The following is a 25540-nucleotide window of genomic DNA, read 5'->3' as shown; positions in this document are numbered from 1 at the left end:
GAGCTGTTATGGAATTAACGCAACATCAGGCCGACGCGTTTGCCCGGATGCCTTTGACCTACCTGCGCCAGGAATATCCGAACCACATTATGCATCTGCTTAATGATGACGGCGACGTTCTGCCGCCGCGCGAGCTGCACCCGATTTTCTACGGCTGCTTTGACTGGCACTCGGCGGTGCACGGCTACTGGCTGCTGCTGCGCTGCGTTCGCCTTTATCCGGCGCTGTCGTGCCGGGACGAGATCGTCGCGCTCTTTGACGAGCACATAACGCAGGAGAAGGTGGCGCAGGAGCTGGCCTATTTCAACGCGCCGTTCCGCGCCTCGTTTGAGCGTCCATATGGCTACGGCTGGCTGCTGGCGCTGGCGCAGGAGCTGAAGCTGTCTACCATCCCGGAGGCCCGGGAGTGGTACCAGACGCTGCAGCCGCTAACCCTGGATATCCGTAACCGGCTGGTGGACTACCTCAGCAAGCTTACCTATCCCATCCGCGTCGGGACGCACTACAACACGGCGTTTGCGCTGGCGCTAGGGCTGGACTACGCCCGTGAAGTGAAGGACAGCGCCCTTGAGCAAGCCATACTTGAGGCCTCAACGCGGTTTTACCTCGCGGATACGCGCTATCCTGCGCACTACGAGCCGGGCGGCGATGAGTATATTTCCGGGGCGCTGACCGAAGCCTTGCTGATGAGCAAGGTCGCGGATAACTTCCCGGCGTGGTTCGATGATTTCCTGCCCGACGTGGCGTCCATTACGGCACTGATGAACCCGGCGGAAGTGAGCGATCGTACCGATCCGAAAATCGCCCATCTTGATGGGCTAAACCTGAGCCGCGCCTGGTGCATGAAGCATATCGCGAAGGCATTGCCGGACAATCATGCCGCGCAGCAGGCGCTAAGCAACGCGGTAGAGAAGCACCTGGCGGCGAGCGTGGAGCACGTGGTGGGAAGCCACTACAGCGGCGGCCACTGGCTGGCGAGCTTTGCGCTGCTGGCGCTGGAGTAAGCAGGATTCGGGTGCAGCGATAACGCAACGCTGCACCCGACGTTATGCGGACGCCCGCACCGCTTTTCGCAGCCGGCTGACGCTGAACGTCACCGCCGTCAGGGAAGCCGCCACGGCAATCCACAGAGCCAGGTGTATAGCCGCCTGAGGCGCCATCGCCAGCAAAACCTCGACAACGGCGGCACCAAGAGATTGTCCGAACGTTCTCGCGATGGACAATACCCCGGAGCCATAGCTCGAATATTCTCTGGAGACGTTTGACAGCATCTCCCGGTTGTTAGGACTCTGGAAACACCCAAACCCCATGCCGCACACCAGGCTGCGCAGGCAGATATCCCAGGCCGCAGGGCTGGCGGGCAGGGTCGCCAGCAGAATTAACCCCAGAACGAAAATCATCAGCCCCAGGGTAGAAATCAGCGGCGCAGACAGGCTATCCGCCCAGCGTCCCGCATGTGGCGCAACCAGCACGATACCAATAGGCCATGGCGTAAACAGCAGCGCGGAGGCGACGGGGCTAAAGCCGTACGCGCTCTGAAACAGGAACGGCAGCGCGATAAAGGTGATGCCCTGGCTGACAAAGGAGGCCAGCGACGTTAACGCGGCGAGGGTAAAGCGGCTATTGCGAAAAATGACGGGGGGTAACAGCGGATTGCGGGTGCGGCGAATATGCCAGATAAACGCCAGGCCGCTGGCCAGGGCGAGGATCCCCCATCCAGCGGACGCCAGGCTGTTGGCTGCCATAACCGCTGCGCCCAGAAAGGTGGCTGAAAGAACGGCACCGGCCGCATCAAAAGGCGCGCTGGCGGACGACGTTTTTCGCGGCAACGACCGGAACGCCAGCAGCAGGGCAATACTCCCGGGAATAATGTTGATTGCAAACAGCCATTGCCAGCTGAACGTATCCAGAATTGCGCCGCCCAGCACCGGCCCGATGGCGCTGCTGCAGGCAATCAGCAGGGCGTGCAGCCCAAGAATGCGGCCAAGCAGCCGCCCGGGAAAAACGGATCGGAGGATCGCCGGCGCAATGCTTAGCGTTGCCGCGCCGCCGATGCCCTGCAAAATGCGCATCCCAATGAGCAGTTCCGGCGTGCGCGCCAGGGCGCAGCCGATTGAGGTCAACGTAAAGATCGCCAGGCCTGCCAGAAAAACAGGGCGATATCCCACTCGGGTGGCGAGTGCTGCGAAAATTGCCAGCGTCATTGCCGCCGAGAGCAGATAACCGTTGGCGAACCAGACCGCCACGTTCGCCGGGATCTGCATCGCGCTCTGCATAGCGGGCAGCGCAATGCCGATCATGGTGCCGTCAAATACCCCCATCAGCGTGGTCGTCATCACGGCGGCCATCACCCGCGCGCGTTCACGCCCCGGTAGCCCCTCATCGCCGGGCAGGTTTGTAAAAAGCGTCATCGTGTTTACTCCAGGAGAGAATGTTGATGACGAAACTATAATCATGGGTTATACAGGGCGGAAGACGCAGCAGTTGCACTTGATAGTTGCATACAACGCCCGCTATGAGGATTTCACGTGGCCGATCCGGATTTCAATTTACTCGTCGCGCTGGACATACTGCTGGCCGAGGCCAGCGTCGCAGGGGCGGCGCGACGCTTAAACCTGAGCACGTCCGCCATGAGCCGCACCCTTAGCAGGCTGAGAGAGGTGACCGGCGACCCGATCCTGGTGCGGGCAGGGCGTAACATGGTGTTAACGCCCTGGGCCGAGGCCACGCGCGATCGCGCCCGACGCGCGGTGCACGAGGCGAGGGCGGTGCTGCAGCCCTCGCTGGAAACCCTAAAGGTTGAAACGCTTGAACGGCTCTTCACTATTCGCGCCAACGATGGCTTTGTGGTGGCATTCGGGCCCGCGCTGATCGCTGCGATAGCGGAGGCTGCGCCCGGCGTCTGTATCCGCTTTGCGCCCAAGCCGGAGAAAACGTCGCGCTACCTTCGCGAAGGACTGGTCGATCTGGAAGTCGGCGTGCAGAGCAATATGGGGCCAGAAATTCGTCTGCAGAGGCTGTTTCAGGACCGGTTTATCGGTGCGGTTCGCAAGGGACATCCGCTCGCATCGCTGCCGGTAATCGGCGTCGACGACTATATCGCCTGGGGACACGTGGTGGCCTCGCCAGAAGGGACGCTGCACGGGTTTGTGGATGACGTGCTGGCGGAGTCCGGCCGGACGCGAAACGTGGTCAGCGTTGTGCCCGGGTTTCCGACGGCGCTATCCGTGGCGCTGGCATCGGATTTAGTTGCCATGGTTCCCGCGCTCTACCTGCTTAACCCGCAGATGACCGACAAACTGCATCTTTTTGAACTGCCGTTCAAAACCCGGAGCATAACGGTGTCGCAGATGTGGCATCCGAGAATGGAAAACGATCCGGGGCATCGATGGCTGAGGGCGAAAATTCTTGAGGTATGCGGCGCCGTGCGCGAAAGGTAAGGCAGCCATCCGCTGGCTGCCTCATTCGGCTTGCGCCATTACGCCGCGCTCTTGAATTCCCGGGCGGGCAGCAGCGTTTTACCGCCCTTTAGCGTGAACAGGGAAATGACGGTAAAACTCAAGGTAATACAGCCGAGAACGAGATAGGCCTGGTGGAACCCCACGGTGTCATACATTCGTCCGACCCACGCCGACTATACAACGCCCGACAGCTGCTTCGACAGGTTGAAGCCAATTAAGAACAGCGTTGCCGACAGTTTGGGGTTAAACGCAGAGGATATATATTTAAAGGTCCCGACCAGCAGGAAAGGCAGCTCAAACATATGCAGCATTTTCAGAATAACCACCTCGACTGCCGATGAGGCAAATGACGAACCTAAAATACGTGCCGACATAATAACGCCTGCGGCTAACAGCGCGTTTTTCGCGCCAATCCGGTTCACGATAGCGGGGGCGAAGAACATTATTGTCGCGTTCAGTAATTCTCCTCCGGTCGTCACAAAACCAAAGACTTCGGTTCCACGCTGTGGGCTGGAGAAAAAGCCCTTAAAGAAGTTGGCAAACTGCTGGTCGAAGACGTCATAGACGCTCGCAACGCCCACAACGTAGACGATAAATCCCCAGAAGCGCGGCATGCGCAGCAGCTCGGCCGCGGTGCGCATTGAGAACGCCTTCCGGTTCGCGCCCAGCGCGTCGATGACAAGCTCGCTGTTGCTGCCTTCGGGTTTTGACATCCACAGCAGTATGCCGAGCACGAGGGCGAATCCGGAGGCGATCCAGAAGGTAATGTTCGGGTCGATGCCAAACAAAATGCCGGTTATTGACGCGCACAGCGCCCAGCCTACGCATCCTGATACGCGTACTTTTCCGTACTCAAAGCGGTTAGCGCGGCTGACGCGTTCAATATAGGCCTCGACCGCCCCAGATCCGCTGGAGAACACGACCCCAAGGTAGATCCCTCCCACCAGCGCACCGGCGAAAATGTTCATCTGCAGCAGCGGCGACAGTACAAAAATAAAGAAGGGCGCGAACAAAATCAGTAAGACGGTAATGGTCCACAGCAGGTGCTTACGCAAACCCAGCTTGTCAGAAATCAGACCAAAAACCGGCTGGAAGATAATCGCAAAGAGCGAAATAGAGGAGAAAACTATCCCCGTCTCCGTCTTGGTCAAATGATTAACGTCCGCCAGCCAGACGGGGAAAAAGGGGAAGTAGGCAGACATAATGAAGTAGTAGAAGAAAAAGAACAGCATAAAGTAAATGAAATTATGCCGTTCCTTTGGTGCAAGTTCAGAGAGTTTCATTGTGACTGTTCCATAGGGTTATACCTTCAAGAATCGGAGTATTGTTTTAAATGTCATTCGCTGGACAAGATGGATGATTTATCAAATATTTCCGCGTAAGCCGCAACGGTAGAGAATTTGAAATTTATTGACGATCACGAAATGCCACCATCCCGACGTCGTTTCTGAGCGTACCCGCGAGAAGGTCATTCGTGCGATGCAGGCGTTGCACTATGTCCCCAACCGCTCGGCACAGCTGCTGGCGGGTAAATCATCCCCGTCGATCGGGTTGATTACGGCCTCCCTGACCCTGCACGCACCCTCGCAAATCGCGGCGGCGATAAAAAGCCACGCGATCGTGCATCAGCTTGAGGTCGCGATTGCGATGCCGGCGATGGCGGATTACGACTCGCTGCAGGCGCGGCTCAATGAGTTTCGCGCGCAGAACATACGGGGCGCGATCGTCAACCTGCCGCTTGAGGGCAGCACTGCGGAAAGGCTGGTGAGTGAGAATCCGGATATTTGCTGTCTGTTTTTAGATATTTCGCCGGACACTAACGTCAGCTGCGTCCGTTTTGATCATCATGATGGCTGCGGGGCCTGCGTCAGCCATCTGTGGGAGCTGGGGCACCGGCATTTCGGACTGCTGGCAGGGCCTGAAAGCTCCGTCTCGGCGCGGATGCGCCTGAGCAGCTGGCGCGAAACGCTGCATCGACACGGCGTGAGCAATGCGGTCACCGTGTTCGGTGACTGGAGCGCGGCCAGCGGCTGGCATAAGGCTTTCGAATTGTTACATCAGCATCCCCGAATGACCGCCATCGTGGTGGCGAACGATCAGATGGCGCTGGGCGTGCTGAGCGCCCTGGCGCAGCTAAACCGCACGGGAAGCAGGGCTGTTTCCGTTACCGGCTATGACGATACGGCGGACAGCCTCTATTTTCAGCCGCCGCTGACGACCGTGGCGCAGGATTTCAACAAGCTCGGCAAGCGGGCCGTTGAGCTGTTAATTCAGCAAATGGCCGCACCGCAGATCCGTGTTCGCGAGCTGCTGCCGACGCGCCTGGTTGTTCGTCAGTCAACCTGGCCATTATCCAATGACGCGAGGAGTGATAACGCGCCGTTAATCGCGCAGCTTAAATCTCTGATTGAGAAACTGTGAGGATCGCCGCCCATGCTCACGGCTTCTGTTCCGCCCGCTCTTTACCCACGAGCAGGGTGGTTAAGACGAAAGATAAAACCAGCGCCATCGCTACGCCCGCAAGGGCAAACATGAAGTACGGACCGATGTAGGCCGGCAGGCTGAAAATGCTCGACAGGATGTAACCATAAAGCCGCACGCCGAAAAAGGCGATGAAGGCCGAGGCCAGCGAGCTGGCAACCGTGGCGGCAATAAAGGCCTTTTTATAGCGGGTCAGAACGCCAAACAGTGCAGGCTCGGTAATCCCCAGCAGCGCGGAGATGGCGGCGGAAAGCGTCACGGTTTTTTCCTGGCGATCTTTACTTAAACGCCAGATGGCGAACGTCGCGCCCGCAATGGCCATGTTGGCCATAAACATCATGGGCATCAGCATGTCATAGCCGCGGTCGCTGAAGTTTTGCAGCGCAATTGGCGTCATGGCATGGTGCATGCCGGTCAGGATAGCAATCGGGCGAATCGCGCCAACAATCAATCCGGCAAAGCTTGCCGACACGCTGAATAACCCTTCAATAAACAGCGCCAGCCCTTTGCCTAACCAAATCCCAATAGGGCCGATCACCACCAGGGCCGCCAGCGCGCCGATAAACAGGGTCAGGGTAGGGGTGAACACCGTTTTGAGCACATCAGGCATAATGCTGTCGACCCAGCGGTGAATATAGCTCAGGGCCAGGATCGAGAAGATCACCGGAATGACGCTGGCGGAATAGTTGAATACCGAGACCGGGATTGCATTAAGCAGCCAGAGCGCGCTTACGGCCCCCTCCTGGTGCGTCGCCAGCGCTTTCGCCGCGTCGATCAGCGACGGATACATCAGACAGGCCGCAATGGCCGCCGCCAGATATTCGTTGGTTTTAAAGATTTTCGCCGCCGATACCGCAAGGAAAAACGGCAGGAAATAAAACACGCCGCTTGCGATCAGATCGATAATCATCACGGTTTCGCTTTTTGCGGAAACGACCTTCAGCGCAATGAGGCCAGCCAGTAAACCTTTGATCATCCCGGCACCGGCTATCGCCGGAACAATCGGGCCAAACACGCCGGAAACCGTGTCCATAAACAGGGAGACCAGGCTTTTACGCCCCTTGGCCGACTCCGTCTCTGAAGGCGTGTTGTCGTCCATAACGCTGAGCATATGCTCGTACCAGGTATTGACCTTCGGACCGATAATGACCTGAAACTGATCGCTCTGGAGCTGGGCACCCAGCACGCCCGGCAGTTTTTTAATCTCGTTTTGATCCACTTTATTATCGTCAATGAGATCGAAGCGCAGCCGCGTCATGCAGTGCCAGACTTTATTGATATTCCCCTGGCCGCCGACCAGACGAATAATATTATTGATGGCTTCTTGCGTCCCCATGAAAAACTCCTGCCGAGTGTTGTTGTCGTTTTAATGTCGTACTGAAGGATAATTAAACTCAAACGACAAAACAAACCAATGAAATTTGATTTTGCTCACAAAATCTTTACGCATGAGCCTTTTTGAACATGCCGATAAGGAATTGGTCTGGTTTTTGTAGGATATTGAATCATATTTCGGACCAAAATAAATAATAAAAAAAAGGTTTACCCATCCTCATTTTTAGGGCGATGATATTCAGCAGATTGTATTACTACTGCGCTGTTAAGGAGTTATTTCGTGAACCCCGTCATCATCAAGAATATCGAATGTTTTATTACCCGACCGGACAGGCATAATCTGGTGACGGTGCGCGTCACGACGGAGCAGGGCGTGACGGGGCATGGTTGCGCGACGTTCCAGCAGCGGCCACTGGCGGTTAAAACGCTCGTCGATGAGTATCTAACACCGCTGCTGATTGGCCGCGATGCTAACAATATCGAAGACCTGTGGCAGATGATGAACGTCAACGCCTACTGGCGCAACGGTCCCATCATGAACAATGCTATTTCAGGCGTAGATATGGCGCTGTGGGATATCAAAGGACAGATTGCCGGAATGCCGCTTTATCAACTCTTTGGCGGAAAATCCCGTGATGCGATCCCGGCCTACAGCCACGCCAGCGGGGAGACGCTGGAACAGCTGTTCACCTCCGTAGATGCGCTGATTGCGCAAGGTTATCGCCATATTCGCTGTCAGCTCGGGTTTTACGGCGGTACGCCGTCTGAACTGCACGCCCCGGATAATCCGACCTCCGGGGCCTGGTTCGATCAGCAAGAGTACATGAGCAATACCGTCGAGATGTTCCGGGCGCTGCGCGAGAAATACGGCTGGAAGCTGCACATTTTGCATGATGTACACGAACGTTTATTCCCACAGCAGGCCATACAGCTGGCAAAACAGCTCGAGCAATATCAGCCGTATTTTATCGAAGACATTCTTCCACCGCAGCAAAGCGCGTGGCTGGAACAGGTGCGTCAGCAAAGCTGTGTTCCGCTGGCGATGGGGGAACTGTTCAACAATCCAGCCGAGTGGCATGACCCGATCGTTAACCGGCGTATCGACTTTATCCGCTGTCACGTCTCGCAAATCGGCGGGATCACGCCCGCGCTCAAGCTGGCGCATCTCTGTCAGGCCTTCGGCGTACGCCTTGCCTGGCATGGTCCTGGCGATATGACGCCAATCGGCGTTGCGGTGAATACGCACCTGAATATTCATCTTCACAACGCGGCCATTCAGGAGTTTATTCCACGGTCAGAGATGACGGATCGGATTTTCCCAGGCGCTCCGGAAGTCAAAGAAGGCTTTGTGTATCCGCCGCTGAAGGCCGGAATAGGGGTGGGATTTAACGAGGAACTGGCGCTGGCGCATCCGGTTGTCTATCGCCCACATGAATGGACGCAGAGCCGCTTACCGGACGGCGCCATTCATACTCCCTGATTTTGACGCCAGGTCAAATTGTCGTGGTTATAGGGAATGACGTAGGTGCAGCTATAGTTGATATCAATAATATCGCTGACCTCAAATACCCGGCCACCCTCGAGAATTCCCCGATTGTTGATATGCATTGCCGGGCTGCCTTTCTTGCAGCCCAGTATTAGCGCCTGTTCTCGGTTCACGCTGACGGCGCGATAGGTGGTTAACATATGGGAGATCGTCAATCCCTTGCTCAATACATATTGTTGAATTGAGCGTTCAATCGCCTGCTGATTGAGGTCGGGAAAATCCGCCACCGGCATGCTGGAAATTTCCAGCTGCACGGGCGCGTCGTCAACGTAGCGCAGGCGGCAGAAATGCCAGATGAAGCTTTCGTCATCGATACCAAAAATCTGCTGGGCTGCACGGTCCGGACGTCTTTTATGCAGGCTAATCATCCGGTAGCGGATCTGGTCGAAGCGTTTCTCGGTTATGGAGTTATAGACCAAAGGGTTAGTGCGCGCATGCTCGTTAATCCACGTGCCGGAGCCCTGAACAATTCGCACAACGCCAATGCTGACCAATTTTTCGAGCGCTTCGCGGATGGTAGATCGCGAAACGCCATACTCCTCGGCGAGCTGTCTTTCCGGCGGAAGCTTGCGCGGCCCAGGGCTGGTCTGCTGGTAGATTTTGCTGAGCAGATCCTGGGTGACAAACTCTTTTTTCTTCATCGTGTTTACCTGAAAATCATCCATCATTGGCACTAACGGCAAGATTATCATTCTGGGGTAATGGATTAAAAGGCAAGGGCGGCTGGGAGGTATAAAACTAATGAGATGACAAGGAGGATGACGGGCTTATGATGGGTAGATATCGCATTTAACATAATATACATTATGCGCACTAACTGTATCATGCGTCCAATCTGACATTTCATGGATAACCGAGGCTTCATCTTTTTTAGCCCGAAATGCTCATCACCCCAGCCACAAACCACCAATCAGCTTCTATACTACTTTCCAACGTATCAGCTTTTTAGGATCTGACGATGTTTGACCATGTTAAGTTCGGCGTTAGCGATTATGAAAAAAGTAAAACCTTTTTCCTCAAGGCCCTTCAACCGCTTGGCATCGCCATCATTGATGAAGGTACTCCAGACTACGGGGTTGAAATGAGTTCCGGCAACGTGTCGCTTTGCCTTTTTCAGACGCATGAAAAACCTGCGCCACTTCATCTGGCATTTGTGGCAGCGACGCGTAATCAGGTCGATGAATTTTATACTGCCGCTTTGCTCGCCGGTGCGCAGGATAATGGCGCTCCTGGGCTGCGGCCTTACGGCGAACACTATTATGCCGCATTCGTTATTGCGCCTGATGGCCATAACATTGAAGCCGTGTGTCATGCTACCGATGAGATTTAACGCCGTGGTTCCCGTGCTTATCTAAAACTCCACTGCGCCGTAATGACAAAAACAGATGGAATGATAATGCCGACGTCCATGCCAAAGTAAGAGGTAAAGTTGTACTGAAACCCGTGATAAATATAGGGAGAAAAACCTATGCCTGTGACTTTCTGGAAATCATGATATGAGCCGTGATCGCCACAATCCTTGAACGCATCGAAGAAAAACTCGCCGACGTATCCATATATCCCTTTAAATACCCAGCCGTTTTCCCAGCCAACCCAGTCTCGGCGCACGCCGGCAGCCAGGCATCTGTCGTTAAAGCTGTTCTTCATCGTTCCCAGCACAACGCTATTTTTCGAATCTTCAGAAAATTTTCTCTCCACGGAAAAGAAGTTATTCTCAAAATTTTCAGTGTATTGACCATGATTATTCGTTAAGTGATAAACATATGACCCCGTATTAATGGAGTACAGGTTTATCTCTTCGGCGTAGCTATTCATGGCGATAAAACACAAAAAACAGGCTGAATACCCTCTCCTGCCGGATCTTACCGTGTCGACCTTGCTCATATTCACTCGCATCTGAAGGTGAACTGTACAAATTTTAGCATAGTTTTGCGCTCAGCAGTCCGCATGAAACTGCTTGTATGTGCACAATGTTGCACGTTAATATGCTTTGGTGGATTCTGGCTAGCGCAGAGTACGCAATTACGTGCTATATCGTGCATTATAACCGTATAAACATTTCGCGAGGCTGTATGACACAACAATTGATCCTCATCGCCGGGCCCTACCGCAGCGGCACCGACGGCATTCAGGAACGAATCGATGCTAATCTGCAAAGGCTGGAAAGCGCCGCGCTTGAGGTTTACCAGCGTGGACATGTACCGGTGATCGGTGAATGGCTGGCCTTGCCGCTGGCAAAAGCTGCAGGTTCGACAGCAATTGGCGACGAAATCAGTGAAGCGATGCTGTATCCCGTTGCGCACAGGCTGATTGCAAAATGTGATGCAATCTACCGTATTCCGGGAGCATCCAAGGGCGCGGATATGGATATTGTGGTCGCCCAAAAGCTTGGGCTGAATATTTATACCAACATTGAGAGTATCCCTCAGGCTTAGTGATTCACGAAAACCTGTCCTGGCTCAGGCTACCTGACAAACGAGCATGCAGTCTGAGCACATTCGATGTAATGGTTTCTGCCACTTTCTGCGAAAAATCCTCCGGTAATGACGCCCTCACCGCCTGCAGGGACTGCGGGACTTTCTCTGCGAGCTCTCTCAGGATTTCCAGCATCCGGTCCTGCGGGAACTTCACGGCTTTTGCGGTGGCCAGCAAATGACGCGGCTGGATCTTATCAATAGCACTTTTGCGACCTTTTGAAGCATTCAGGCTCATTGCCAGTTTCAAATCGCTGATGTGTATACCGGCTCCGCCGAGTACGGGAAACGCGGAGATAATGTCGTAAAAGGGCGTTAAACGATAGCTTCCACCCGGCTGAATAAAGACCGAGAAGTTTTTTGCATGCCCATCCGTCGCCCCCAGAAGCCACTGAAAAACCTGAAACTTCATGAAATTATCACGATCGCCCAGGGCGTCGCTGGAGCCGAGTAAAAACGTCATAATCTGCGCAATACCCGGGCCGCCATCGGATTCATATTTTAGTGACGACGGCAGCCCGAAGGCCTGGCACATATCTTCCTGCGGCAGCCGGAACAATACGGAGCGATCGGCGTTCCAGCGCCTGTCAAAGCGTTCAACCGCCAGCGCCCGCATCCCGCCAGCCGTGATTATTTCGGCATTCGGCACGTCAAAACCGAGTGTTTTTGCCAGTTGCAGACAAAAGTACTCGTTATCAACGCTGTCGCTCAGATCCAGCGTGGCGTTAGGCTGCTTAATCTCGCCAATAGGTAGCTTAATGATATGGGTTGTCGGCGTCGTACCTTTGGGAATACACCACGTGTTTCCCATTTTGAGCAGCGCCGTTTTTTCCTGCGCACCGGCAACGGAAATGCGAAAATCATTTTCACCGTCAATCATCCCCAACGGAATATCCGATTTATACGCGGACAGAACGGCTTCCAGCTTTTTCTCGCTCAGCGTTTCCCACGTCAAGCGTTGCGCGCTGACATCCTCATCTTCGGGAAGCAACGTCACGGCACCCACGCTGTCTCGCCCTACTTCTGCGAGTAAATCAAAGGGTTGCTTTGAGCGCGCACGGTAGCGTTTCACAATACGGTCCCGAACCACCGGGCTGTCGGGCAGCAAATTATCAAAGAAGTTGAACACGGCATCGGACGTTATATTGCCAAACTGCAAAGGCAGCGAAAGTGACAACGGCCGCGCGTGGCGATTGTCCATCCAGTCGCGAGAATATTTAAACGTGTGCGCCCCGTTCGGCTGCTTTGTTAATTCACCGACGCGTTCATTGTTCATCCACGTCACGAGCTTAGGCATTACCAGTCAAGATCCTGTTGGTTAGTATCCTCGTCGAGCATGGCATCAGCGCTTTCATACAGCGCCATCGTCATACCCAGCGACTGTAAAATCTTAAAGAAGGTTGTCAGCGTCGACTTATCAGGATTATTTTCGAAATTGGATACGGTGGCTTGCTTGATGCCGATTTTTCTCGCCAGCGCGACCTGCGTCCAGCCATTTTTCTGGCGAACCAGCTTCATATAATTCGCCAGCTGGGTCGGGCTGTAAATCATGGGTGGTTTCATGGCGTTCACTCTCCAGGGCTTATCCTCTTGCAGGGATAATGAGAGTATTATCCCCACAAGCGGATAATGCAAGCTATATCCGCTTGTGGGGATAAATCACGGCTTAGCGCTCGTAGCTGTCATTACAATCGCGCGTGATTTCCGCTGCGGTGACATAGACATCGTCGAAGCGTAGCCCTTCAACGCCCGATATTTTACCGAACTCATTCGCCTCCACGAAAATTGATGACAGTGCTAACTCGCGTACAGGCCGCTCCGGATAACCCTCGATGAAGAACGCGCGTGAAAAAGGCTGACTGGCTGAACGGCGGGCAGTGATATTTTCCAGCGTCACATGGCTTACCTCCGTGAGGCCAGCCTCTCCTTCGACACCTTCAGCGAGCTTGCGCCAGTGTTCGGGCTTCCCCGAAAGATCATCTTTGGCGGCGTAGCTGTACTGCGGAAACCAGTTTAGCTGGATAAGAACCGGGAAGCGCACGTCGACCAGCTGCAGATCCCGGACGGTGATATTGCGTATAAACCCGCCGCGGTTGCGGGCCGACTTAATGCGAAACCCAACGCCCGTGCCGTTAAAACGGTTCTTCTCGATCGCTACGCGCTCGATACCGCCAGACGTCTCGCTGCCCAGCGTAATGCCGGACCCTTTGTTCAGCGTACAATCGCGAATGATAATGTCTCTGGCGGTGCGTAGCTTTTGCGCGGCTTCAAGACCGCGGCCCGCTTTAATACAAATATTGTCGTCATTGCAGGATACCGTACAGCGCTCAATGCGAACCCGTTCACAGGAGTCTATGTCGATACCGTCAGTGCTCGGCCCCGCCGAATTGGCGATCTGAACCCCAGCGACCTGGACATCTCGTGAATAACACAGGTGCACATTCCAGAAGCCTGACTCACGGCTGGTGAAATCCTGGAGGGTAATATTGTCGCTTTCGTAGACCAGAATATTACGCGGACGCTGGCAGTCATAATCCACGACCCAGCGCAGGCCTTTGGCACTGTATTCCCCCACCATACCGCCTTGCTCATCGTCCCCCCAGAAGCGCTGCCACCACGTCAGGCCCTGCCCGTCGATGACGCCGGGACCGGTTATGTTAACGTTCTGGCAGTTGATCATATTGATGATTGCCGCGGGCCATCGCATATCGATGCCGGCAACGCGGGTATCGATCGTCGGGTAATCGCTGAGGTCCTGACTGCCGATCAGCTGCGCGTCGGCCTCAAGATGCAGCGTAATGCCACTTTTCAAAAAGAGTGAGCCGGTAAGAAAACGCCCTGCGGGGATAACCACCCTGTCACCGGGCCGGGCGGCGGAAATTGCCTCCTGAAGCGCAGTCGTCGATGGCCGTTGAGCTGTCGGATCGGCGCCATATTCGCAAACAGTAATGTCAGTCATGATAGGTCCTGATTTTAGACAAATCATGAGTATATGAAGCGATGCGCAGGATAACCTTTATCTCATCGACACGATGCCGCTGCGGATGGCAATACCACCGTGGTACGCGTGCGTTATGACTCAGACGTTTTCACTACCGAAACACCCTTCTCTTCTATGGCGCGTATCCAGGCAGCGTCGGTGTCCTTTTCAACAACAAGCGTATTCACCAGCGAAAGATCGCCAATGGCAAAGGACGATGCGGTATTAATTTTTTCAGGTGATGCCAGAACGATGGTTTCAGCCGCTCTGCCGGAAAATGCACGTTTGATACACGCTTCTTCAAAATCGCCCGTGGTCAGCCCTGCTTCTGGGTGGATGCCGGTGACGCCCATAAAGAAGAGATCGGCATGAATTTTTTCGATTCCCTCAATCGCTGCCGCTCCCACTGTGACAATGGAGTGTTTGTACAGCCGGCCACCGATAAGGATCACCTCAATGGAAGGATGCTCAACCAGCCCAATAGCAATGCTCGGGCTGTGCGTAACCACGGTGATGGGTAAATCTGGAGGCAAGAACCTTATAAGCTCGGACGTTGTCGTGCCACCGTCGATAATGACCACCTGACCTGCAGAAATCAGCTGGGCGCCTTTACGCGCCACCTTTTTCTTGGCATCCATTTTTACCGATTTGCGCTCGGCAAACGGGGCAATCGCCGTAGAAGACGGCAGCGCCCCGCCGTGTACCCGCTGTAGGCGCCCTTCTGCCGCCAGCTCACGTAAATCACGACGGATCGTATCCTCAGACACGGTAAAGAGAACGCTGAGCGCTTTCGACTGGACCTGACCTTCCGCCTCGAGTTTTTCGAGGATTAACTGCTTGCGCTGGCTGGTGAGCATCATGGATTCCCGATGTTGCATGTTTTATCTTGAATGCGCACGATAATGCTGTTTATGATAATCACTCTACGTAAGGAGGAACAAACGTGCAATCGAAACGCGCAGATATACGCATCATCGCGAGTGAAACGCTGTCGGATAACTGGTACATCCTCAAAAAATACACCTTCGATCAGCGTCATCGCGATGGTGAATGGCAGCGGCAGGACCGTGAGGTTTACGACCGGGGCAACGGAGCCACAATCCTTCTGTATAACCGCGATAAAAAAACGGTGATCCTGACCCGCCAGTTCCGCTTCCCGGTATTTATCAACGGTCATGAGGATGACCTCATTGAAGCCGCCGCCGGTCTGCTGGACAACATGGAGCCTGAAAGCCGCATTAAAGCAGAAGCAGAAGAAGAAACCGGCTTTAGGGTAACGCACGTTCAAAAGATATTCGAAGCCTACATGAGCCCGGGCTCCGTTACGGAGAAGCTCTATTTTTATGTTGCAGAGTACCATCCGCAGGATCGGTTACACGCGGGGGGCGGAATCAAGTCTGAAGGTGAAAATATCACCGTACTGGAAATGACGCTGGAAGAGGCATTGCAGGGAATTGAAGCGGGCAAAATCGTTGACGGAAAGACCATTATGCTGCTTTACCACGTCGCCCTTAAGGGCATTATGTAGTATTCACGTTCGCAGAGATCTGCCGCGGCGCAGGTGTCTGCCTGTGCTATTCTTGGGGAGTATTCAAACGGAGACGCACTATGGCCGACTGGAACCCTTCGCTATACCTGCAGTACGGTGCTGAACGAACGCGCCCTGCCGTTGAACTGCTTGCCAGAGTCACGCTGGACGAGCCCGCCGCCATCGTTGATTTAGGCTGCGGGCCGGCCAACAGCACCGCCCTCTTAAAGCAACGCTGGCCTTCCGCACACATTACCGGCGTGGATAATTCCCCGGCGATGCTGGCGGAAGCGCGTAGCAATTTGCCTGACTGCAGCTTTGTTGAAGCGGATATTCGCCACTACAGGCCGGGCCGCCCGCTGGATCTGATTTATGCCAACGCCTCGCTTCAGTGGCTCCCCGACCATTACGACCTGCTGCCTCATCTTGTCTCTTTGCTGACGATACGGGGCGTTCTGGCGATCCAGATGCCTGATAACTGGATGGAACCCACGCACGTTTCCATGCGCGAGGTGGCTTATGAGCAGGGCTATCCCGATCGGGGCCGCGAGCCGTTGCCAGGCGTGCATGCCTATTACGATATTCTTACGGATGCAGGATGCGACGTGGATATCTGGCGGACAACCTATTTCCACATAATGCGTTCACACCAGGCGATTATTGACTGGGTGAGCGCCACGGGGCTGCGGCCATGGCTGAAGGAACTAAACCAAAGCGAGCAAGAGGCTTATCTGAGGCGGTATCATGAGCTGCTTGAAGAGCAGTATCCGCTCCAGGAAAACGGGCAGATACTGCTGGCATTTCCACGGCTGTTCATCGTCGCTAAACGTCAGCCCTGAGCGGTTCTTTAATAAGTATCAGGAGCGTGCCTCTTTAAGCAGCTGTTGAATGACCTTTTCCTGCTGGTCGTCATTTCCTTCGCCAAACGAGGTATAGCGCAGCTGCCCTTTTGCATCGAAAAAGTAATGTGCAGGCCAGTACTGGTTACCAAATGCATTCCAGATCCGATAGTTGTTATCCGTCACAACCCGATAGGGCAACTGCCATTTGTTCACCGCATTTTTTACCGACGAAATCGGTTTTTCCCAGGGATATTCCGGCGTGTGGACACCGATGACCACAAGGCCCTGTGGCTGGTACTTATTCGCCCATTCACGCACGTGCGGGAGCGTGTGCTGGCAGTTGATACAGTCCCAGGTCCAGAAGTCGATCAGCACCACCTTGCCCCGCAGGGACTCAGACGTGACAGGGTCACCGTTTATCCAGCCGGTACCTCCGCTTAATGACGGCAGCTGACTGCGGGGCACGGGCATCTCCACCGGCTGGAGCTTCACCGAAGGCGCAGCCGGTTGCGTCAGGCTCAGCAGCGTATTTTCCAGCCTGTCCGCCACGCCGTTGGCCCCTTTTACTGCCGACGTCATGCCCGTAGCGTTAAACACCACCGCTGCCAGCATCATAACCCCCGCGCCCTGACGCAGCCTTGCCATGAGCGCAGACTTCGCGCGCAGGGGTGCCATCAGCGCTTTGCCTCCCATGATAAGCAGGCCCAGCATCAGGGCACATCCGCTGCCGTAGGCGGCCAGCAGCGCCCCCGTGGCGATAGCCGAGTGCCCGGAAATATTGATGCTGAAAATGGCGCCCAGTATTGGGCCCGCGCACGGCGACCAAAGCAATCCGACGGCCAGTCCCGCCAGGAAGGCAGAGCCCATGCCGCGCGTTTGCCCGCTTCGGGTATTCAGGATATTGCCCGCGCTGACCGCAGGCCCCGCAATGCGCTGGGCGAAGGGAGGAAAAATAAGCGCCAGCGCGGCAATCGCCAGAATGGTAAGCGCCACCCAACGCCCTATTATCGTGGCGCTGGCGATCCACTCGCTGGCAACCGTGACGACCATGGCTACCAGCGTGAACATCACAATCATACCGACCAGGAGCGCCAGTATATGTCGCCGCTGGCCCTGAAAGCCGGCAAACAGCAGGGGAATAACGGGAAGCGTGCACGGGCTAAGCAGGCTTATCATCCCGCCTAAAAACGCGATTATTAAAAACATATTGACCTCACATGACAAGTTACCTGCGAAGCTGCAGTAAGGTCATTTCAACGCGCGGATATGTTCAGGATATGTGCAAAACGGGGTGTTTTGTCTGCCTGCGTATCGACACGGCAGGCAGATACAAAACCGTACAATCAGCGGCGCGGTAAGGTGATGGACACGTCCAGACCGCCTTCGGTACGGTTAGCCAGATGCAGCTTACCCTCAAGCTGTACGGTCAGCTGCGCCGCGATCGCCAGGCCAAGCCCTGTGCCCCCGGTATCCCGGTTGCGTGACGTTTCAACCCTATAGAACGGCTGCAGGACGGCGTCAAGTTCGGCCTCGGGTATGCCCGGCCCACCGTCAATAATATGAATAACGACCTGCTCGGGATCGACCTCCTCAATCTCAATGATGGCGTAATCCCCAAACTTAAGCGCGTTATCCAGCAGGTTTGTCATCACCCGGCGGAGCGCCTGCGGACGAGTGACGATGGGCAATCGTGCTTCACCTGCCTGAAACTGCACGTTTTTACCAATATCCTGATAATCACAGGCAATGCTGTTTACCCAGGCGTTTAGCTCCATCCTGAGCGGCGTCTCTTCAAGGGATTCTGATGACCGGGCATAGGCAATGCCCTCGCGTACGAGACGCGACATGTTGTCCAGGTCGTTCATCAGCTTGTCGCGCAGTTCGGGGTGATCCGCCATTTCGACGCGCAGCTTCATCCGGGTGATTGGGGTTTGCAGGTCGTGAGAAATCGAGGCCAGGATCTGGGCGCGCTCGCGAAGATAAGACTGGATACGCGACTGCATGGCGTTGAAGGCGTGCGCTGCCCGCTGAACCTCTACGGGCCCCTGCTCCGTCATCGGCGTATTTGCCGCCGGGTCAAGCGAGTCCACCGCGCGGGTAAACAGCGAAAAGGGTCGTACCACCTGACGAACGGCAATCCATGAACAGGCCGCTACGAGCAGCAGCTGCAGGACAAGCACAACCGGCAACCAGCTGGCGACGGGCGGCATGCGGGGGATCAGATCGATGGTTAACAGCGCGCCGTCGCTCAGGGTGAGATGGGCCTGAATATGGGAAAAGGGTCCGGGAACGGCGGTAAAGCTGAGAGGATAATCTCCCGAGAGCGTCTCTTTCAGGGTGCGGATTGCATCCTGAGAGCGCTTATCCTTCGGCGCCGCCCCCGGCTCGCCGGGACCAAGAATGTAACGGTAGTTGCCCCGATCCAGACGCCCCAGCCAGGCCGCGCGCTCTTTCGCCGGCAGCCTGTCGAGGATCGCCACGCTGGTCGCGACATCGTACTCCAGATTGCCTAGCATCACCGTACGGGCGCTGCGCATCCGCTCGACCATCACCAGCGTCAGGCTAAGCGCATTTGCCAGCAATAGCCCAAGAAGCACGATGATCAGCAGCCGGGCCAGCAACGAACGGGGCCAGAGCGTCATTCATTGGCCTCTTTTATCGTGACAGGCATGGTGAATACGTAACCTTCGCTGCGCACGGTCTTAATATAGGCAGGCGTGCGCGCATCTTCGTTCAGACGCTGGCGGACGCGGCTCACCAGCAGATCGATTGAGCGTTCAAACAGCTCGGCATCGCGGCCCTGCGTCAGGTTGAGTAGCTGATCCCGCGTCAGAACGCGCTGAGGATGATCGAGAAAGACGCGCAACAGCCGGTACTCCGCCCCGCTCAGCGCCACGATCGTCCCTTCGCCGTCTATTAAATGACGCGCCACGGTGTCCAGCTGCCATTCACCGAAGCTTACCAGCCGCCCGGCTTCCGTTACCTGAAGATTAGGCGGCATCGTGCGAAAACGTCGCAAAATAGCCTTGATACGTGCGAGCAGCTCGCGGGCAACAAACGGTTTGACCACGTAATCGTCTGCGCCCATCTCCAGGCCCAGGATGCGATCGGTATCTTCGTTACGCGCCGTCAGCATCAGGATCGGCAGATCTTTATGCTTGCCGCTGCGTAGCTGTCGGCACAGCGTAAGCCCGTCATCGCCCGGCATCATCACGTCCAGCACCACAAGGTCGATATGCTGTTTGTCGAGCACGGCGCGCATCTCTTTGCCGTTTGCCGCCCCGGACGCGTGATAGCCGGACTTGATGAGATAGTCGACAACCAGTTCACGGATATCCCTGTCGTCATCGACGACAAGGATATGATCAATATGCTCCACCGGACTCTCCTGAATGAGGGGTAACGTATTGAAAATAGCACATTTCAGAGTTTATCAGCGTCGATAACCGCTTTGACAAAGTCCTGAGGATCTTCCTGCGGCGGGTTATGTCCGACGGTAGCCCCAAAGGTGCGATGTTCATATTTGCCGGTGAACTTACTCGCATACGCCTGCGGCGCAGGATGCGGTGCCCCGTTGTTTCCGCCTTCGATAGTGATGGTCGGAACGCTGATGTTCGGCAGCGTGGCCAGTTTCTGCTCGTAGCGGTCGTATTTGCGTTCCCCTTTTTCCAGACCTAAACGCCAGCGGTAGTTGCTGAGCGTGACCGCAACGTGATCCGGATTATCCAGCGATTTGGCGCTGGCGTTAAAGGTAGCGTCGGTGAATTTCCAGTCCGGCGACGCCTGGGACCAGATCAGGCGGGCAAAATCATGGGTATTTTTAGCATAGCCTTCAGCACCGCGCGGGGTGGCAAAATAGAACTGATACCACCACTGCAACTCCGCTTTCGGCGGCAGCGGCTGTTTGCCAATGTCCTGGCTGCCGATCAGATAACCGCTTACCGAGACCAGCGATTTTACGCGCTCAGGCCAGAGCGCCGCGACGATGTCCGCGGTGCGTGCCCCCCAGTCGTACCCCGCGAAAACGGCCTGCTTAATATTGAGGGCATCCATCAGGTTAACGATATCTTTCGCCATGGCTGAGGGCTGACCGTTGCGCGGCGTTTTGGCAGAGAGGAACCGCGTGGTGCCGTACCCGCGAAGCGAAGGAACGATGACGCGATAGCCTTTAGCCGCCAGCGCGGGTGCGACGTCGGCGTAGCTGTGAATATCATACGGCCAGCCGTGAAGCAGAATCACCGGCTGTCCATTTTTCGGCCCGAAATCGACATACCCGACGCTGAGATCGCCGGCGTTAATCTGCTGAGGTTGAGTAAACGCTGCGGCGTAGTCGGCGCCGGCTGCTTCGGCCTGACATGACATCACGGTACCGAGAGAAACGGTTAAAGCCAGAGCTGAGTATGCAAGTTTGCTAAACATGGTGTTATCTCCGATTGGGTTTAAATCACGGGGATATAACACCATTTATTTGTATAGCGGATATGTGCGAAAAGGTCTTTATTGTATGCCCGTGTAGGTATCCGGAAACTCGATACACTGTGATACAAACGCAGGCGATTAAGCCTGGGTTACAAATCAAGCGCCATTGCAAAACAGCGTAGTTTCGCACCGGCCATGCGGGAATCATGTTCATTTTCACCCAGCGTGACGAACCCTTGCTTCTGATAAAAAGCGTGAGCGTTGGGTGTTGCATCAAGCATTAGTCGCGTAATACCGCGGGCCTGAGCCTCTTGTTTCAGTGCTTCCATAATCTGCGTCGCCAGCCCCTTTCCTCCGGCCTCCGGCAAGGTGAATATCGCCTCTATGCAATGGGTTTTAAGATCCAGATAGCCGGTAGCGGCTATGTCGCCGTTTACATCTTCGACCACGTAAAAGGGATTTTCGATCACCATCTGGCGATAGTGTTCCGGCATTTTCTCGGGCGTCCAGCGCGTAATGACGTCCGCGTCGTAGCTGGCTTTGCAGCCATATCGGATTGCCTGGTTGCGAACGTTCCAGAGTATTTCCGCCTCATGGGGTTCAGCCCGTCTTAACGTCATTGGCACCTCCGCAAATTTAAGTAGTGATGAAATCAAAGAGAGTGTGTTAAAGATAAAAAATACCAGAAGGCCAACAAAAACATAACGCTTAAATAAGGAGATCGCGGATGGCTTTACCGACGCTGGAGACAGAACGTTTGCTGCTAAAACCGCTGGTTGCCGGGGATGCGGTACCGATCCAGAGGCTGTATCCTCGCTGGGAAATTGTGCGCTACATGGTCTCCTCCGTGCCCTGGCCCTACCCTGAAAACGGCGCGGAGAACTATGTGAACAACGTGGCGCTGCCGGATATGGAAAAAGGCATCGCCTGGTTCTGGAGCATCCGCCGTCGCGAAACGCCGGATGAACTGATGGGGATTATCTGCCTGTATGACGTGGAAGATAACAACCGTGGATTCTGGCTGGCACCTGAGTATCAGGGCCGGGGATATATGCGTGAAGCCAGCATTGCCGCCACGGATTATTGGTTCAATACGCTGAATAAGCCAGTGCTGCGCGCGCCGAAAGCGGCCTGCAACAGCCGCTCCCGGCGTATTTCAGCCAGTAGCGGCATGCGGCTAATCAGAACGGAAAAGAAAGCGTATGTCAGCGGACTGCTGGACTCGGAGCTGTGGGAGATCACCCGCGAAGAGTGGAACGCCCGTCACGTCAGCTGATAGTACTTATCCGGGAATCGTCTTTCGGGAATGTTTTCTTCGTCGTTCATCTGCAGCAGATCGCGCTCCATCATGTTGCAGATGGCGTCCAGCGGCAGGTCGTTATCTTCCGTACCAAACGGATCTTCCAGCTCTTCTGCCAGCGTATCCAGCGAGATAAAGGTATACGAAATCAGCGCTGAGACAAACGGCGTCATGTAGTGCAGGTCAACAACCAGCGCAAACGGCAGCATGATGCAGAACAGGTATACCGTCCGGTGCAGGATCAGCGTGTAGGCAAACGGCACGGGGGTTGTGGCAATACGCTCACAGCCGGAAAGAACAATCGACATATCATTAAGACGATTGTTCAGGCTGTGAAACAGGATGTCTGAAAGCTGTCCGTTTCGGCGGCGCACGGCCAGCCACTCCCCCATGATCAGTAAAATGCGATTCGCTGGCGAATTAGCGCCCATGACCTTGTGCAGATCGTCCGCGGTGAGATAAGGAGAGAGCTGTTCAGCATTGGTTTCACGACGCAGCGTCATGCGCAGACAGTTTGCAAAGGCAATCTGCAGTCGAACAAACTCCCCCAGATGCTTATCGTCCGGTAAGGTATTTTTTACCTCGCGAAACAGAGAGCGTGCCGCTATCATCAGTTGCCCCCAAAGCTGGCGAGCTTCGACGTAGCGCGAGTAGCAGGCGTTGTTTCTGAAGCCGAGAAATATCGCGATTGCCACGCCGAGGATGCTAAACGGGGCGACGGTAAATTTGATGCCAAGCGAGGTGTACCATGGCAGCATCAGAATAACGGCGATAGATAGCAGGAAGTTAAGCAGCAGCCGGGTATAAATTTTGGGTAATACCGAACCGTGCCAGACGAAAATCAGTTGTAACCAGTGCTGTTGAGGACGAACAATCATAGTCAGTTTCAGGCAAGTAAAGAGCGTGGCTATTAAACGTGATCCCCATCACGGTTGCAAGCTTGTTAACAGGCCATTGCATTTTCTGTCCTGGCTGGCCTAAACCGCACGGTGCTGCAGGCTATTTTTAAAAACGGGGTAAATAGTATGTTGTAACTAATATTATGTTATTAAAAACCCGGCCTGAGCCGGGCAATGTTGTTAGCAGAGCGGTTTAACCGCGGCACGCATACCCTGCTGCAGAATCGCATCAAGATCCCGCGTAACCTGTTCTACCAATCCGGTAACCTGAGTGAGATCGTTTTCCCAATGCTCGGCCACGCTCAGCACCGACGTCACCAGCTCGCGGGTGCTAATCTGCCTGTCGTGATGCTGGGTCCACAGCTGTTGGTAACGCTCAATCCAGTGAGCATCGTCCTGCACCGGATAGCTTTCGCCGTTACGCTCGCCGCGATAAAACGCAATCAGCGCAGCCAGGGCAAACGTCAGGCGTGACGGCAGTTTACCGGATGCCTTCTGCCCCGCCAGCAGCTGCGGCAGAATGCGCGTGCGGTACTTGGTCATCCCGTTGAGGGCAATCGACAGCAGCTGATGCTTGATGTACGGGTTACGGAAGCGTCCCGTAACCGCACTGGCAAAGGACTCCAGCTCATCACGCGGGAGATCCAGCACGGGGATAATTTCCTCGTAAATCGCTTTTTCGACAAACGCACACACGTCTTTATCGTTCATCGCTTCGCCGACCGTATCGAGGCCCGCCTGAAACGCGACGGGCACCAGCGCCGTGTGCGCACCGTTCAGAATCGCCACCTTACGCTCTTTGTACGGCTTAATGTCATCAACAATCAGCACGTTCAGCGGGAGTTTATCCAGGCGCAGCTCGCTGGCGAGGGATTTAGGCCCCTGGATCACGAACAGATAGAAGTGCTCGGCGGTATCAAGGAAGGCATCGTGATAGCCCAGCTCGCTCTCGAGCGCAGCCACTTCGTCACGCGGATAGCCGGTAACAATACGGTCGACCAGGGTCGAGCAGAAGCTATTGGCATCGTTGAGCCACTGGGTAAAGGCCGCAGGCAGCGCCCACTCCTGGGCATAACGCAGCACAAGCTGACGCAGCGCATCGCCGTTGTAGTCAATCAGCTCGCAGGGAATGACGATCCAGCCTTTATCCGCTGCGCCGTTGAAATGGGTAAAGCGCTCAAACAGCAGTCGCGTCAGCTTCGCCGGATAGCTCACTGCGGGCGCGTCGTCGAATTTGTCGTTGGCGTGATAGCTGATGCCCGCTTCGGTCGTGTTTGAAAAGACAAAGCGCATCTCCGGATTGTGGGCAAGTTTAAGAAACTCGTCGTATTGGTCGTAAACGCTGATTTCGCGGTTAACGGAGCGGATAAGACGCGCATCGCTGACCGCCTCGCCCTTCCCGTTCAAACCGCGAATAATCGTGGTATACAGGCCATCCTGGGTGCTCAGGGACGGCGGGAAGTCGCTCTGGATCGGGCGCACTATCACCACGCCAGAGTTCAGATCGGTATGTTCGTTTAGCAGATCGATTTGCCAGTCGACGAACGCGCGCAGGAAGTTGCCTTCACCAAACTGAATGATGCGTTCTGGGTAGAGAGCTCCGGGGAAATCACGACGGTTGAGTGTGTTCACGGTGGGGTCCTTTAATGATTAGTCATACAGCCTGATAAGATTGGTGTAATAACTTATCAAACATTTCGACCAGGAACCCCTGTTTCGATCAATTCATGACGTAATTGTAAAAAATAATCATAAGAACTTATAGAAGACGGACGTGGCCGTCATTTCTCCGTCCGGCATTAGCGCATAGCGCGGGATCTCCCCGACCTTTTGCCAGCCGGCACGGTGGTAAAAACGTTCCGCACCGCTCCCTGTTGACGTGTCGAGCACCAGTACAGAAATCCCCCTGGCGCGGGCCTCAGCTTCAAGCGCTTCCATCAGCGCCATTGCGGCCCCTTTGCGACGCGCTTTTTCATGCACCAGCAGTTTCGCCACGTCCGCGCGGTGCGGTTGGTTCTCTGGCAGATCGGTGATCAACTGTACCGTACTGATAAGCCCGTCCTGCGGGTCGAGGCAGCCGAGCACAGCGCGCTCGCTGCGCCCGACGCTGCGGGCGATACCGAGCCAGAAGGTGCGCGCCTTTTCCAGGCTGAAGGGCAGCATAAAGCTGACGGATGCGCCGCCGTTGACGCAGTTTTCGAGTACGGCGGCCAGCGCATCAAGGTGTGTGAGTATCTCTTCCCGGGAGAGGGTTTTAACGTGCAGTGAGGACATC

At 55.2% G+C, this 25540-nt stretch carries 25 protein-coding genes and 1 pseudogene; 9 read left to right on the top strand and 17 right to left on the bottom strand.

What is annotated here, in order from left to right:
• The first annotated feature begins 8 nt into the window (after positions 1-8).
• Positions 9-1004, top strand: coding sequence for a DUF2891 domain-containing protein (locus tag VPX56_RS11725; RefSeq protein WP_326466407.1), 996 nt, complete (start codon positions 9-11; stop codon positions 1002-1004).
• Positions 1005-1046: 42 nt separating this feature from the next.
• Here the strand turns inward: VPX56_RS11725 and VPX56_RS11720 are convergent, their stop codons facing one another.
• Positions 1047-2411, bottom strand: coding sequence for an MFS transporter (locus VPX56_RS11720; protein WP_326466405.1), 1365 nt, complete (start codon positions 2409-2411; stop codon positions 1047-1049).
• Between the two features lie 117 nt (positions 2412-2528).
• Between VPX56_RS11720 and VPX56_RS11715 the strand changes: the two genes are divergently transcribed.
• The gene (locus VPX56_RS11715) at positions 2529-3440 is read left to right on the top strand and encodes a LysR family transcriptional regulator (protein ID WP_326466403.1); all 912 of its coding nucleotides are present in this window, start codon (positions 2529-2531) and stop codon (positions 3438-3440) included.
• 38 nt (positions 3441-3478) lie between these two features.
• On the opposite strand, the pseudogene VPX56_RS11710 reads toward VPX56_RS11715, so the two are convergent.
• A pseudogene (locus VPX56_RS11710) lies at positions 3479-4744 on the bottom strand (oligosaccharide MFS transporter).
• Positions 4745-4871: 127 nt separating this feature from the next.
• On the opposite strand from VPX56_RS11710, the gene VPX56_RS11705 reads away from it, so the two are divergent.
• Entirely contained in the window at positions 4872-5882 is a 1011-nt protein-coding gene (locus VPX56_RS11705) for a LacI family DNA-binding transcriptional regulator (protein WP_326466401.1), read from the top strand.
• A gap of 16 nt (positions 5883-5898) precedes the next feature.
• On the opposite strand, the gene VPX56_RS11700 is transcribed toward VPX56_RS11705, so the two are convergent.
• Positions 5899-7278 (bottom strand): PTS transporter subunit EIIC, encoded by a 1380-nt coding sequence (locus VPX56_RS11700; RefSeq protein ID WP_326466399.1) that lies wholly within the window; start codon positions 7276-7278, stop codon positions 5899-5901.
• Between the two features lie 279 nt (positions 7279-7557).
• On the opposite strand from VPX56_RS11700, the gene VPX56_RS11695 reads away from it, so the two are divergent.
• Positions 7558-8757 carry an enolase C-terminal domain-like protein gene (locus VPX56_RS11695; protein WP_326466397.1) on the top strand — a complete coding sequence of 400 codons (1200 nt, stop codon included), beginning with the start codon at positions 7558-7560 and terminating at the stop codon, positions 8755-8757.
• Here VPX56_RS11695 and VPX56_RS11690 read toward each other — a convergent pair.
• Positions 8745-9464 carry a GntR family transcriptional regulator gene (locus VPX56_RS11690; protein WP_326466395.1) on the bottom strand — a complete coding sequence of 240 codons (720 nt, stop codon included), beginning with the start codon at positions 9462-9464 and terminating at the stop codon, positions 8745-8747. The two genes, VPX56_RS11695 and VPX56_RS11690, sit on opposite strands and share 13 nt — an antisense overlap.
• A 317-nt stretch (positions 9465-9781) precedes the next feature.
• On the opposite strand from VPX56_RS11690, the gene VPX56_RS11685 reads away from it, so the two are divergent.
• Positions 9782-10153: a VOC family protein gene (locus tag VPX56_RS11685; protein WP_326466393.1), complete on the top strand. Its 372-nt coding sequence runs from the start codon at positions 9782-9784 to the stop codon at positions 10151-10153.
• A gap of 17 nt (positions 10154-10170) precedes the next feature.
• On the opposite strand, the gene VPX56_RS11680 is transcribed toward VPX56_RS11685, so the two are convergent.
• Positions 10171-10638 (bottom strand): hypothetical protein, encoded by a 468-nt coding sequence (locus VPX56_RS11680; protein WP_131632807.1) that lies wholly within the window; start codon positions 10636-10638, stop codon positions 10171-10173.
• Positions 10639-10895: 257 nt separating this feature from the next.
• On the opposite strand from VPX56_RS11680, the gene VPX56_RS11675 reads away from it, so the two are divergent.
• The gene (locus VPX56_RS11675; protein WP_131632635.1) at positions 10896-11258 is read left to right on the top strand and encodes a TIR domain-containing protein; all 363 of its coding nucleotides are present in this window, start codon (positions 10896-10898) and stop codon (positions 11256-11258) included.
• A 4-nt stretch (positions 11259-11262) separates the two neighbouring features.
• On the opposite strand, the gene VPX56_RS11670 is transcribed toward VPX56_RS11675, so the two are convergent.
• The 4 genes from VPX56_RS11670 to VPX56_RS11655 all read right to left on the bottom strand — a co-directional run bounded on the left by VPX56_RS11670 (position 11263) and on the right by VPX56_RS11655 (position 15134).
• On the bottom strand, positions 11263-12594 hold the full coding sequence (locus VPX56_RS11670) for a type II toxin-antitoxin system HipA family toxin (protein WP_131632636.1): 1332 nt from the start codon (positions 12592-12594) through the stop codon (positions 11263-11265).
• A complete protein-coding gene (gene hipB, locus VPX56_RS11665) occupies positions 12594-12860 on the bottom strand; it encodes a type II toxin-antitoxin system antitoxin HipB (protein ID WP_131632637.1) in 267 nt (88 codons plus the stop codon). The genes VPX56_RS11670 and hipB overlap by 1 nt, the downstream gene beginning before the upstream one ends.
• 103 nt (positions 12861-12963) lie before the next feature.
• Entirely contained in the window at positions 12964-14256 is a 1293-nt protein-coding gene (locus VPX56_RS11660; protein ID WP_326466388.1) for a glycoside hydrolase family 28 protein, read from the bottom strand.
• A gap of 113 nt (positions 14257-14369) precedes the next feature.
• Positions 14370-15134, bottom strand: coding sequence for a DeoR/GlpR family DNA-binding transcription regulator (locus tag VPX56_RS11655; protein WP_326472038.1), 765 nt, complete (start codon positions 15132-15134; stop codon positions 14370-14372).
• An 86-nt stretch (positions 15135-15220) separates the two neighbouring features.
• On the opposite strand from VPX56_RS11655, the gene VPX56_RS11650 reads away from it, so the two are divergent.
• A complete protein-coding gene (locus VPX56_RS11650) occupies positions 15221-15805 on the top strand; it encodes an NUDIX hydrolase (protein WP_326466387.1) in 585 nt (194 codons plus the stop codon).
• A gap of 80 nt (positions 15806-15885) precedes the next feature.
• A complete protein-coding gene (tam, locus tag VPX56_RS11645; protein WP_326466385.1) occupies positions 15886-16644 on the top strand; it encodes a trans-aconitate 2-methyltransferase in 759 nt (252 codons plus the stop codon).
• A gap of 18 nt (positions 16645-16662) precedes the next feature.
• Here tam and VPX56_RS11640 read toward each other — a convergent pair whose 3' ends face one another.
• The 5 genes from VPX56_RS11640 to VPX56_RS11620 all read right to left on the bottom strand — a co-directional run bounded on the left by VPX56_RS11640 (position 16663) and on the right by VPX56_RS11620 (position 21686).
• Positions 16663-17853, bottom strand: a complete 1191-nt coding sequence (locus tag VPX56_RS11640) for a cytochrome c biogenesis protein/redoxin (RefSeq protein WP_326466383.1) — start codon at positions 17851-17853, stop codon at positions 16663-16665.
• A gap of 137 nt (positions 17854-17990) precedes the next feature.
• Entirely contained in the window at positions 17991-19289 is a 1299-nt protein-coding gene (locus VPX56_RS11635) for a HAMP domain-containing sensor histidine kinase (RefSeq protein ID WP_326466381.1), read from the bottom strand.
• Complete coding sequence (locus VPX56_RS11630) at positions 19286-20026, bottom strand: response regulator (protein WP_131632643.1); 741 nt, start codon at positions 20024-20026, stop codon at positions 19286-19288. Before VPX56_RS11630 ends, VPX56_RS11635 begins: the two co-directional genes overlap by 4 nt.
• Positions 20027-20070: 44 nt before the next feature.
• Positions 20071-21066: an alpha/beta fold hydrolase gene (locus VPX56_RS11625; protein WP_326466378.1), complete on the bottom strand. Its 996-nt coding sequence runs from the start codon at positions 21064-21066 to the stop codon at positions 20071-20073.
• A gap of 149 nt (positions 21067-21215) precedes the next feature.
• Positions 21216-21686 carry a GNAT family N-acetyltransferase gene (locus VPX56_RS11620; protein WP_131632645.1) on the bottom strand — a complete coding sequence of 157 codons (471 nt, stop codon included), beginning with the start codon at positions 21684-21686 and terminating at the stop codon, positions 21216-21218.
• 107 nt (positions 21687-21793) lie between these two features.
• On the opposite strand from VPX56_RS11620, the gene VPX56_RS11615 reads away from it, so the two are divergent.
• On the top strand, positions 21794-22342 hold the full coding sequence (locus VPX56_RS11615) for a GNAT family N-acetyltransferase (protein ID WP_131632646.1): 549 nt from the start codon (positions 21794-21796) through the stop codon (positions 22340-22342).
• Here the strand turns inward: VPX56_RS11615 and VPX56_RS11610 are convergent.
• From VPX56_RS11610 to VPX56_RS11600, 3 genes are all read right to left on the bottom strand, one after another.
• Positions 22330-23244, bottom strand: coding sequence for a bestrophin family protein (locus VPX56_RS11610; RefSeq protein ID WP_326471920.1), 915 nt, complete (start codon positions 23242-23244; stop codon positions 22330-22332). The genes VPX56_RS11615 and VPX56_RS11610 overlap by 13 nt on opposite strands.
• A 201-nt stretch (positions 23245-23445) precedes the next feature.
• The gene (locus tag VPX56_RS11605; RefSeq protein WP_326471918.1) at positions 23446-24897 is read right to left on the bottom strand and encodes a tagaturonate reductase; all 1452 of its coding nucleotides are present in this window, start codon (positions 24895-24897) and stop codon (positions 23446-23448) included.
• A gap of 117 nt (positions 24898-25014) precedes the next feature.
• Positions 25015-25539, bottom strand: coding sequence for a GNAT family N-acetyltransferase (locus VPX56_RS11600; RefSeq protein ID WP_326471916.1), 525 nt, complete (start codon positions 25537-25539; stop codon positions 25015-25017).
• Position 25540: the final 1 nt, after the last annotated feature.

The organism is Enterobacter wuhouensis (assembly GCF_035835995.1).
GTDB lineage: Bacteria > Pseudomonadota > Gammaproteobacteria > Enterobacterales > Enterobacteriaceae > Enterobacter > Enterobacter wuhouensis.
This window is presented reverse-complemented; position numbering and strand designations above follow the sequence as displayed.

What these genes read in the sequence shown, in the direction of transcription:
- VPX56_RS11685 (WP_326466393.1), top strand. Translation starts at nt 9,782, where the DNA reads ATGTTTGACCATGTTAAGTTCGGCGTTAGCGATTATGAAAAAAGTAAA.
- VPX56_RS11640 (WP_326466383.1), bottom strand. Translation starts at nt 17,853, where the DNA reads ATGTTTTTAATAATCGCGTTTTTAGGCGGGATGATAAGCCTGCTTAGC.
- VPX56_RS11625 (WP_326466378.1), bottom strand. Translation starts at nt 21,066, where the DNA reads ATGTTTAGCAAACTTGCATACTCAGCTCTGGCTTTAACCGTTTCTCTC.
- VPX56_RS11720 (WP_326466405.1), bottom strand. Translation starts at nt 2,411, where the DNA reads ATGACGCTTTTTACAAACCTGCCCGGCGATGAGGGGCTACCGGGGCGT.
- VPX56_RS11615 (WP_131632646.1), top strand. Translation starts at nt 21,794, where the DNA reads ATGGCTTTACCGACGCTGGAGACAGAACGTTTGCTGCTAAAACCGCTG.
- VPX56_RS11655 (WP_326472038.1), bottom strand. Translation starts at nt 15,134, where the DNA reads ATGCTCACCAGCCAGCGCAAGCAGTTAATCCTCGAAAAACTCGAGGCG.
- hipB (WP_131632637.1), bottom strand. Translation starts at nt 12,860, where the DNA reads ATGAAACCACCCATGATTTACAGCCCGACCCAGCTGGCGAATTATATG.
- VPX56_RS11675 (WP_131632635.1), top strand. Translation starts at nt 10,896, where the DNA reads ATGACACAACAATTGATCCTCATCGCCGGGCCCTACCGCAGCGGCACC.
- VPX56_RS11680 (WP_131632807.1), bottom strand. Translation starts at nt 10,638, where the DNA reads ATGAATAGCTACGCCGAAGAGATAAACCTGTACTCCATTAATACGGGG.
- VPX56_RS11620 (WP_131632645.1), bottom strand. Translation starts at nt 21,686, where the DNA reads ATGACGTTAAGACGGGCTGAACCCCATGAGGCGGAAATACTCTGGAAC.
- VPX56_RS11700 (WP_326466399.1), bottom strand. Translation starts at nt 7,278, where the DNA reads ATGGGGACGCAAGAAGCCATCAATAATATTATTCGTCTGGTCGGCGGC.
- VPX56_RS11600 (WP_326471916.1), bottom strand. Translation starts at nt 25,539, where the DNA reads ATGTCCTCACTGCACGTTAAAACCCTCTCCCGGGAAGAGATACTCACA.
- VPX56_RS11610 (WP_326471920.1), bottom strand. Translation starts at nt 23,244, where the DNA reads ATGATTGTTCGTCCTCAACAGCACTGGTTACAACTGATTTTCGTCTGG.
- VPX56_RS11635 (WP_326466381.1), bottom strand. Translation starts at nt 19,289, where the DNA reads ATGACGCTCTGGCCCCGTTCGTTGCTGGCCCGGCTGCTGATCATCGTG.
- VPX56_RS11690 (WP_326466395.1), bottom strand. Translation starts at nt 9,464, where the DNA reads ATGAAGAAAAAAGAGTTTGTCACCCAGGATCTGCTCAGCAAAATCTAC.
- tam (WP_326466385.1), top strand. Translation starts at nt 15,886, where the DNA reads ATGGCCGACTGGAACCCTTCGCTATACCTGCAGTACGGTGCTGAACGA.
- VPX56_RS11670 (WP_131632636.1), bottom strand. Translation starts at nt 12,594, where the DNA reads ATGCCTAAGCTCGTGACGTGGATGAACAATGAACGCGTCGGTGAATTA.
- VPX56_RS11660 (WP_326466388.1), bottom strand. Translation starts at nt 14,256, where the DNA reads ATGACTGACATTACTGTTTGCGAATATGGCGCCGATCCGACAGCTCAA.
- VPX56_RS11725 (WP_326466407.1), top strand. Translation starts at nt 9, where the DNA reads ATGGAATTAACGCAACATCAGGCCGACGCGTTTGCCCGGATGCCTTTG.